The organism is Acetobacter oeni, assembly GCF_011516825.1.
Taxonomy (GTDB): Bacteria; Pseudomonadota; Alphaproteobacteria; order Acetobacterales; family Acetobacteraceae; genus Acetobacter; species Acetobacter oeni.
The window spans coordinates 1-1236 of the sequence record NZ_WOTA01000083.1 but is presented as its reverse complement, the minus strand read 5'-3'; the positions used below and the strand labels follow the sequence as shown (position 1 = coordinate 1236).

Annotated in this window: 1 pseudogene; it reads left to right on the top strand. The window is 53.0% G+C overall.

From position 1 onward, the window contains the following. Positions 1 to 102: 102 nt before the first annotated feature. Positions 103 to 1154 (top strand): annotated as a pseudogene (locus tag GOB90_RS18645) (IS3 family transposase). Positions 1155 to 1236: the final 82 nt, after the last annotated feature.

The following is a 1236-nucleotide window of genomic DNA, read 5'->3' as shown; positions in this document are numbered from 1 at the left end:
TGGACGTGTCACGGTTTAGTTCCGGACCTTTAAGACCGAAGCTGGTCATGAAGGAGACGTGGAATGGGACGAGTTTACAAGGCTGAGTATTGACACGAGGCGGTGCGTTTAGCTCTGAGCAGTGGTCTTTCGCGTGAGTGTATTGCTCAGGATCTGGGTATGGGGTCTTCGACGCTGAAGAAATGGATCCGCGATACGCAGAAGCATGACACTGTGGGTAATGACGCAACGGATCATACAGCGTTATTGCGTGAAAATGAGAGATTACGCCGTGAGAACCTCCCGCTGCGGGAGGAGAGGGAACTGCTAAAAAAGGCGACGCAGTTCTTCGCGAGCCAAAGGTCGTGAGGTTTGCTTTTATTGCTCGATATCATGGGTCCCTTTCACGCGAACGGTTTGGCGTTAGCGACCGGGGCTTAAGAGCCTGGAGACGACGCCCTGTCTGCGCACGCAGAAGGCAGGATGACATCCTGATGGTGTGCATATCCGCACCATTCACAAACAGAGCGGGCGAAGCTACGGACGTCCCCGCATGACAGAGGAACTCAGGGCTGCCGGTCTATCTGTCGGACATCGTCGCGTCAGGCTGTCTGATGCGGGAGAATGATATTCGTGTTGTCAGAACGCGACGGTTCAAAGTGACTATCAACAGCACTCACACTCATGCCATTGAATCCAACCTGCCGGGAAAGAATTTCTCCACAACAGCCATCAACCAGAAATGGGCAGCAGACATCACATACATCTGGACACGGGAAGGCTGGGTTTATCTGTCTGTGGTCCTTGACCTGTTTTCACGGCGGATTATCGGATGGAATCTCGATACCCGTATGACAGCAGACCTTGCCATAATGGCGTTGAAACGGGCTATTGCCTTGCGTCAGCCGTCAGGAGGGCGTGTGCATCATGCCGATCGTGGCAGTCAGTATTGTTCAGAGGATTACCGCAAGATCCTTTCTGCCCATGGCTTTATCGTGTCCATGAGCAGAAAGGGAAACGGCTGGGATAATGCGGTCACGGAGAGCTTCTTCAAAACCATGAAGGCTGAACTCCTGTGGCGGCAGGCATGGATGACGCGTCAGGAGGTCGAGCAGGCCATCACACGCTACATCAATGATTTTTACAATCCGCAGAGGCGCCATTCCGCACTCTAATGGAAAAGCCTTCTGGATTATGAGCGCAACGCCGCTTAACAGATAACCAATGGTCCGGAACTAAACCGTGACACGTCCAGTC